Origin of the sequence: Bradyrhizobium sp. (assembly GCF_019244115.1) — a bacterium.
Taxonomy (GTDB): Bacteria; Pseudomonadota; Alphaproteobacteria; order Rhizobiales; family Xanthobacteraceae; genus Bradyrhizobium.
This window is the reverse complement of record NZ_JAFATE010000301.1, coordinates 1-7864: the sequence shown is the minus strand read 5'-3', so window position 1 is coordinate 7864 and position 7864 is coordinate 1. Positions and strand designations below refer to the sequence as shown.

The following is a 7864-nucleotide window of genomic DNA, read 5'->3' as shown; positions in this document are numbered from 1 at the left end:
ACTTCGTCTGGATCATGGGCGCCGACAATCTCGCGCAGTTTCACCGCTGGAAGGATTGGCGGCGCATCGCCTCCGAGGTGCCGATCGCCGTGATCGACCGCCCGCCGCAGAGTTTCCGGGCGCTGGCGGCCCCCGCAGCACAGGCGCTGGCGCGCTACCGGCTGCCTGAGAATCAGGCGGCCCGGCTGACGGATCAGCCGGCGCCGGCCTGGGTCTTCCTGACCGGGCTGAAAATGAATCTTTCGTCGACGACCTTGCGGAACCCGGACGGGAGCTGGAAGACCGCAACGTGAAGGTGCGAGAGTCTGGTGGTGTGTGGGGGACTGGATATTGAAACCATTAACCCCACATGCGTAGAATGGTCCGCGGGCTGCCGGATTCGGTCGCCCGCGATACAGTGAAAGGAATGGTCCCTGGCCACACCTGTATTGTCCAAGTCAGTTTTACCCAAGTCTCGTCAGAGCGCGCGTAAAACGTCGACCCAAGCTGCGGCCTTGCCTGCGCCGTCCGACGCCGACAAGACGCTGAACCTGATCCTCTCCCGCCTCGAGGATATGAAGGCGGAAGAGACGGTCACCATCGACCTTCGCGGCAAATCAGCATTTTCGGATTACATGGTCGTCACCACGGGCCGGGCCAACCGGCACGTTGGCGCGATCGCTGAAAACGTCCTGAAAAGCCTGAAGGAAAACGGAATCAAGAACATCCATATCGAAGGCCTGCCCAATTGCGACTGGGTGCTGATCGATTCCGGCGATGTGATCGTGCATGTCTTCAGACCCGAGGTCCGCGAGTTCTACAATCTCGAACGATTGTGGATCCAGGGTCCGACGGCGGCGAAGGCGGTCTAGGGTCGGTTGGTCCGGCGAGCCAAGGTCCGCCGCATCGGCGGCTGGACCGGTTGCGCATGTCGGACGCAGACGTCGGCACCGGGCGCGGCGGAAGGATTGACGCATGCGCCTGGTCGTGATCGCGGTCGGCCGGCTGAAACAGGGCCCGGAGCGGGACCTCGCCGAGCGTTATCGGGAACGGTTCGACGATCTCGGCCGCAAGCTCGGATTTCGTAGCCTCGAGATCCGCGAAATCCCGGAAAGTCGGGCCCGCGACGCTTTGGCGCGGATGGCTGAGGAGGCGGCGGCGATCTCGGCCCTGATCCCCGAGAAATCCGCTGTCGTGACGCTGGACGAACGCGGCCAGAACATGGACAGCACCGGTTTTGCCCGGACGCTCGGCCGCTTGCGGGATCAGTCAGTCGCCAATACTATTTTCATCATCGGCGGGGCGGACGGACTTTCGCCCGATTTGCGGCGCAGGGAGACGCAGAGTGTCGCGTTTGGCGCCGCGACCTGGCCGCATCAAATGGTTCGCGTGATGCTTCTCGAGCAGCTTTACCGGGCCGCAACGATTCTTGCCGGCCATCCCTATCACCGCGCCTGAGTGCGCTACCTGGACGAACCTTGTCTCGACCGACGCCCCGGATCCGCCATTTGCACGCCGCGCTTCGCCGCGGCTTGCTGTCGTCGGTCCCGCTCGCTCTGCTGCTGTCACCGGCAAACGCCGCCGAGCCGGCACGTTCCGGCCAACAGTCGGTGCAGAGCGCGGCCGCGACGCCGGCCGCCGGGCCGGTTTCGCCCGACGATATCAAGCAGCGCACGCAGCAGCTCGAGGACGCCCGCGCCGCGCAGAAGAGCGCTGCCGAGCAGCAAGCCAAGCTGCAGGCTGACATCGCCTCGATCGGACAGGACCGCTCCAAACTCAACCAGCAGCTGATCGATGTCGCCGCACGGGTTCGCAGCATCGAAGCGAGCATGGGCGACACCGAGGCGCGTCTGCGCGTGCTCGATCAGCGCGAGGCCCAGATGCGCGCGTCGCTGGATTCGCGTCGTTCCGATATTGTCGAGGTGCTGGCGGCGCTGCAGCGGGCGGGACGCCGGACCCCGCCTGCGCTGCTGGTGCGGCCCGAGGACGCGCTGCAGTCGCTGCGCACAGCGATGCTGCTCGGCTCGCTGGTGCCGGAATTGCGGGCGCGTGCGGAAAAAATCTCCGGCGAGCTCGGTGACCTCCTGACCGTCCGCAAGACGATCAGCACCCAGCGGGACAAGCTCGCCGCCGACCGCGACAAGCTCAAGGACGATCAGACGAGACTCTCCGCATTGGTGGGCGAGCGGCAGCGCCAGCAGTTCACCGCCGAGAAAGACCTCGAGCAGGAGGGCGCTCGCGCCATTGCGATGTCGAAGCAGGCCGACAGCCTGCAGGGCCTGATCTCGAAAATGGAGCAGGACCTGAAGAGCGCCGCCAAGGCCGCCGCCATTGCCAGTCTGCAGGGGGTTCCGGCATCGGGCGGTAAGGCCGACACGAAGAACGCGACCCGAACGAGCCCGGCGATCGCGTTCGCCTCGGCCAAAGGTATATTCGCGCTCCCGGTGAACGGGACGAAGATTCGCGACTTCGGCGCCTCCGACGGGGTCGGCGGCACGCAAAAGGGCATTTCTTTGGCGACGCGGCCCGGCGCGCAGGTCACAACACCTTGTGATGGCTGGGTCGTTTACGCCGGTCCGTTTCGCAGCTACGGACAACTCTTGATCCTCAATGCCGGGGGCGGGTATCATGTCCTGATCGCCGGAATGGAACGCATTTCGGTGAACATCGGCCAGTTTGTACTTTCGGGAGAGCCCGTGGCGACCATGGGAAGCACGGCGCAGGTTGCTTCCATTCTCTCCACGAACGCGAGCCAACCTGTGCTTTATGTCGAGTTCCGCAAGGACAACACTCCTATCGATTCAGGCCCATGGTGGGCCGCAAGTGAAGGCGAAAAGGTTCGCGGATGATGCGAAAAACTTCTGTAGTTCTCCTCAGCGCTGCTACCGGCGCCGCACTGACCCTTTTGGTGACCCAGCCCCGCGCCGTCCTGATGGGATCGAGCGCCCGCGCCGCGACCGCGGACACCTATCGCCAGCTTAACCTGTTCGGCGACGTGTTCGAGCGGGTGCGCAGCGACTATGTCGAGAAGCCCGATGACAGCAAGCTTGTGGAGTCCGCGATCAGCGGCATGCTGTCCGGCCTCGATCCGCATTCGAGCTACATGGATGCGAAGAGTTTTCGCGACATGCAGGTGCAGACCCGCGGCGAGTTCGGCGGCCTCGGCATCGAAGTCACGATGGAGGACGGCCTGATCAAGGTGGTGTCGCCGATCGACGACACGCCGGCCTCGAAGGCCGGCATCATGGCCAACGACATCATCACCATGCTCGACGACGAGCAGGTTCAGGGGCTGACGCTGAACCAGGCGGTCGAGAAGATGCGCGGCCCCGTCAATACCAAGATCAAGCTGAAAATCGTCCGCAAGGGCGTCGACAATCCGCTCGACGTCACGCTGGTGCGCGACAACATCCGCGTCCGCTCGGTGCGCGCGCGCGTCGAGGCCGACGACATCGCCTATATCCGCATCACCACCTTCAACGAGCAGACCACCGAGGGCCTGAAGAAGGAGGTCGCCAATCTGCAGAACCAGATCGGCGACAAGCTGAAGGGCTACGTCATCGACCTGCGCAACAACCCGGGCGGGCTGCTCGAAGAGGCGGTCACCGTCTCCGACGCCTTCCTGGAGCGTGGCGAGATCGTGTCGACCCGCGGCCGCAACGCCGAGGAGACCCAGCGCCGCACCGCCCATCCGGGCGACCTGACCAAGGGCAAGCCGGTCATCGTTCTCATCAATGGCGGCTCGGCTTCGGCGTCGGAAATCGTCGCCGGCGCGTTGCAGGACCACAAGCGGGCGACCCTGGTCGGCACCCGCTCGTTCGGCAAGGGATCGGTGCAGACCATCATTCCGCTCGGCAGCGGCAATGGCGCGCTGCGCCTGACCACCGCGCGCTACTACACGCCGTCGGGCAAGTCGATCCAGGCCAAGGGCATCGTTCCCGACATCGAAGTGCTGCAGGACGTGCCGGAAGAGCTGAAGGCGCGCACCGACACCCGCGGCGAGGCCTCGCTGCGCGGCCATCTGAAGAACGACGGCGACGAGAAGACCGGTTCGCAGTCCTATGTCCCGCCGGATGCCAAGGACGACAAGGCGCTGAAGGCGGCCGACGATCTCCTGCACGGCATCAAGAGCAACACGGCGGCGAACACGCCACCGCCCGCCCCCGACAACAAGGCAACGACGACCGACAGGGCCGCGACCAAGGCGAACTGACCAGGTCTTAGAGCTTGCAGCGAGTTTCAGGGGCGGTCCGGGCGGACCGCCCCTTTTTGCTTTCGGCTTCTTGTTCTGACGCGTTTTCTTCACCCGAAGCGGTGCCACTTGGCCCGAAAACACTTTTGGCAGTAGGACCACGGTACCGCCGCGGTTTGGCCGTGCGGCGGCCTTGCCTTAGCCCTCCCTTGGCCTCACCCGTGGTATCGTCCGGATCGGTTGATTCGGGAAAGTCGATGGCAGACACGGCCGACGATCTGAGCACCCCGCTCGGACAAAAGACCTTGCGCCGCAAGCGCCGGCTCCGTTTGCCCTTTACCGGACTGCAGGCCCTGGCGGCCGTGCTCGGGCTTTTCCTGGCGACCTTTGCGGGCTTTGCCCTGTTCAACGACAATCCGCTTGGCGGAGAGCCGATCGCGCGCATCGCGATCCGCGAGGGCAAGGCCGGCGGCGAGGCGGCGCCTCAGATCGCGCATGGCGAGGCTCACGGCACCAAGACGCCGAAGGAAACCAAGGAGGCCGCGCCCGGCGAGCAGCACACCGTGACCATCATCGACGGGTCCAGCGGCGCGCGGCATAGCGTCGTGATCGGGGCCGCGGAGCCCGCGCCGGATGATGGCGGCACGCAGCCGGCCATGATGGCGGGGATCAACGAACACCTGCTCGAAAAATCGCGTTACGGCATGATACCCATGGTCGCCGACGGGCTAAAACCCTTCACGGTGTATGCGGCCGATGCCGATCGCGCCAAGGCCGCCAAAATGCCGATCGTCGCGATCGTCGTCGGCGGCCTCGGCGTCGGCGCGGCCAAGACCACGGATGCCATCATGAAGCTGCCGGGAGCCGTGACGCTGGCGTTCACGCCCTATGGCGCCGATCCGGGAAAACTCGCCGAACGCGCGCGGGCGCAGCACCACGAGATCTTCCTGCAGGTTCCCATGGAGCCTTACGACTATCCCGACAATGATCCCGGGCCGCAGACGCTGCTGGCAACACTGGGCCCCGAGCAGAATCTCGATCGGCTGTACTGGCATCTCAGCCGGCTGCAGGGCTACGCGGGCATCGCCAATTTCATGGGCGCCCGTTTCGTCGCAACGGACACGGCGATGCAGCCGCTCATGCGGGAGGCCAGCAAACGGGGTCTCGGATTCTTCGACGATGGTGCGGCGCCGCGCAGCGTGGCGGCGCAATTGGCTGCGAGCCAGAGCACGCCGTTCGCCAAGGGCGACGTCATCATCGATGCCGTACCGACGGCGGCGGAGATCGACCACGCGCTCGCAAAACTCGAGGGAATCGCCAAGGAGCGCGGTTTTGCCGTCGGAACCGCCTCGGCGCTGCCGGTCTCCATCGAACGCATCGGCGTCTGGACCAAGGCGCTCGAGAGCCACGGCATCATGCTTGTGCCATTGACAACGGCGATGCTGAAATCAAAATCGCCTTCATGACACAGGATTGTCGCATGTCCCATCGCATGGATCGGCGCCGGCAAGAGGCGCTGACGGCATGACGCGCTACGAAGACCTGCCGTACCGCACCTGTGTCGGCGTGATGCTGATCAATCGGGCGGGGCTGGTCTTCATCGGCAGGCGGGCCGGCGGGATCGAGCACGTCGACGAAACGCATATCTGGCAGATGCCGCAAGGCGGCGTCGACCCGGGTGAAGACACCTGGGAAGCCGCCAAACGCGAGCTTTATGAGGAGACCAGCGTCCGCTCGGTGGAGAAGCTCGCCGAGGTCGGGGACTGGCTCACTTACGACATCCCGCGCACGGTTGCCGGACGCACGTGGAAGGGCCGCTATCGCGGTCAGCGGCAAAAATGGTTCGCGATGCGCTTCACCGGTGAGGACGACGAGATCAATGTCGCAAGCCCCGGTGGCGGTGGCCACAAGGCGGAGTTCGTCACGTGGCGCTGGGAGCCGATGAAGAACCTTCCCGAACTGATCGTTCCGTTCAAGCGGCCGGTCTATGAACGCGTGGTGAAGGAATTTTCCGCGCTGGCCGGTACGCGAATTTGAACGACAAGCCCTATCGTCCCAATGTCGGGATCGCGCTGTTCAACGTGGAAGGCCGTGTGCTGATCGGCCGCCGCTTCCGCGGCGACGGTCCCGAGATCATCCTGCCTGGACTGGAATGGCAGATGCCGCAGGGCGGCGTCGACGAGGGCGAGGATTTTCGCGCGGCGGCGCTGCGCGAATTGTGGGAAGAGACCGGCGTGAAGAGCGCCATCCATCTCGCCGAGACGGATTGGCTCGCCTACGACTTTCCGCCTTACGACGGGCCATCGACACACCGGCTCGCAAGATTCCGTGGCCAGCGCCAAAAATGGTTCGCGTTGCGTTTTGTCGGCCGCGACGATGAGATCGATCCGACCACGCCGCGTAACGGCCAGCCGGCGGAATTCGATGCTTGGCGCTGGGAGCGGCTCGACCGCGTCGCCGATCTCGTCGTGCCGTTCCGCCGCGAGGTCTATCGCGAGGTGGCGCGACAATTCGCGCAGTTTGCGTGCAAGTAGCTCAGCTGTCCCGGTAATCCGCGCGAGCATAGAGGAGGCAGCGTCAATTCGGTCCGACCGTGAACGGTCCGAGGGCTATGACGCGGCAGTTGCTGTCGCGCTTGGCGCAGTCGGTGCGCGCGTCGTCGATCGCAGCCTGCTCGCTGGCCGCCTTCAAGGCGAGCCCCGGCAGTCCAGCGGTGCCGACCGCGACCGCATTCCATCCCGTCGATGCTTCGGCGAGCTTGCGCACGACGTCGTCGTGGGCATTCGCCACGATGGAGGAATCGGTCGCCGGTTGAAAGATGCCGATTGCCTTCATCAGCGTTGGCACCGGGACGACGAAGCTGTCGTCGACGGCCACGATCATGCAGGGTGCCCCGACGAGCGCACCACATGATTCGAGATTTCGCCGGATCGATTCCTGGACCGTGTCCAATCCGAAATTGAAGAAGAACTGACCGCCCGGTCCGATTGCCAGCGATTTCGAATTTCGCGCGGGCACAAAGGCGCTCTCAAGCCTGGCCTTTCCGACGTCCTTCACGAGCGGAACATCCTTGGCCGCGAAGGGCCGTTCGGTGAGCGAATCGCGCTTGAGCCAGGGCAGCGATGGAACCGGCGGCCGGCCATGCGGATAAACCACCTTGTCGCCGAGCGCATAAACCTCGCAGGGACGCTTCAACTCGCCGCTGTCCGCGCGCTTTTGGCACTGCTCGAGCGCCGCGCTCTTTGCGGCCTCCTCGCTCGGCTGGCCGCTGACCGAGCTTTGGACTCCGTTGATGTTCAATGCGACCGCCTTGTAATCGGTCGCGTTGACATATTCGTTGGCCAGGAAGACGCGAATACGATCCGAGATGAAGGGCACGCTCTCGGCTGCGAATTTTTGCCCCGGTGCGGCGGGCGGCGCCGCGGAGGCTGGCGGCAAAACTGCGGGCAGCGGAGCCGGATCAGGCTGTGCACTTGCGAGCGAAGGCAACGGAGGCACGGTCCTGCTCGCGTGGGACCTCGCCCGCCGCTCGCTGGCGAGCTCCATTCGGGTGAAATTGAGAAATCCGCGCACGCTGATCGCGGTTACGGCGATCACCATGACGACAACCGGCCACAGCCAGGCCGGGCGCGATCCCGCCGCCGCATGCTTCTTCTTCACCCTCGGTGTCGCGTAGGTGCCGTCCTCGCGGCG

The 7864-nt window shown here is 64.9% G+C and carries 8 protein-coding genes and 1 pseudogene; 8 read left to right on the top strand and 1 reads right to left on the bottom strand.

All coding sequences use genetic code 11. The features are described from left to right. The 8 genes and pseudogenes from JOZ76_RS13495 to JOZ76_RS13460 all read left to right on the top strand — a co-directional run. Positions 1-293: pseudogene (locus tag JOZ76_RS13495) on the top strand (nicotinic acid mononucleotide adenylyltransferase); the annotation flags it as partial. 201 nt (positions 294-494) lie between these two features. Beyond that, positions 495-851, top strand: coding sequence for a ribosome silencing factor (rsfS, locus tag JOZ76_RS13490; RefSeq protein ID WP_291699124.1), 357 nt, complete (start codon positions 495-497; stop codon positions 849-851). Positions 852-954: 103 nt separating this feature from the next. Further along, on the top strand, positions 955-1437 hold the full coding sequence (gene rlmH, locus JOZ76_RS13485; RefSeq protein WP_291699123.1) for a 23S rRNA (pseudouridine(1915)-N(3))-methyltransferase RlmH: 483 nt from the start codon (positions 955-957) through the stop codon (positions 1435-1437). A gap of 152 nt (positions 1438-1589) precedes the next feature. Then, positions 1590-2828 (top strand): murein hydrolase activator EnvC family protein, encoded by a 1239-nt coding sequence (locus JOZ76_RS13480; protein WP_441300027.1) that lies wholly within the window; start codon positions 1590-1592, stop codon positions 2826-2828. Beyond that, positions 2825-4192, top strand: a complete 1368-nt coding sequence (locus JOZ76_RS13475; protein WP_291699121.1) for a S41 family peptidase — start codon at positions 2825-2827, stop codon at positions 4190-4192. Before JOZ76_RS13480 ends, JOZ76_RS13475 begins: the two co-directional genes overlap by 4 nt. A gap of 236 nt (positions 4193-4428) precedes the next feature. After that, complete coding sequence (locus tag JOZ76_RS13470) at positions 4429-5637, top strand: divergent polysaccharide deacetylase family protein (protein WP_291699120.1); 1209 nt, start codon at positions 4429-4431, stop codon at positions 5635-5637. A 58-nt stretch (positions 5638-5695) separates the two neighbouring features. Further along, entirely contained in the window at positions 5696-6208 is a 513-nt protein-coding gene (locus JOZ76_RS13465; protein WP_291699119.1) for an RNA pyrophosphohydrolase, read from the top strand. Then, complete coding sequence (locus tag JOZ76_RS13460; RefSeq protein ID WP_291699118.1) at positions 6205-6705, top strand: RNA pyrophosphohydrolase; 501 nt, start codon at positions 6205-6207, stop codon at positions 6703-6705. Before JOZ76_RS13465 ends, JOZ76_RS13460 begins: the two co-directional genes overlap by 4 nt. Before the next feature lie 43 nt (positions 6706-6748). On the opposite strand, the gene JOZ76_RS13455 is transcribed toward JOZ76_RS13460, so the two are convergent. Next, positions 6749-7864: adenylate/guanylate cyclase domain-containing protein (locus JOZ76_RS13455; RefSeq protein ID WP_291699117.1), on the bottom strand; the 1116-nt coding region annotated here is incomplete at its 5' end.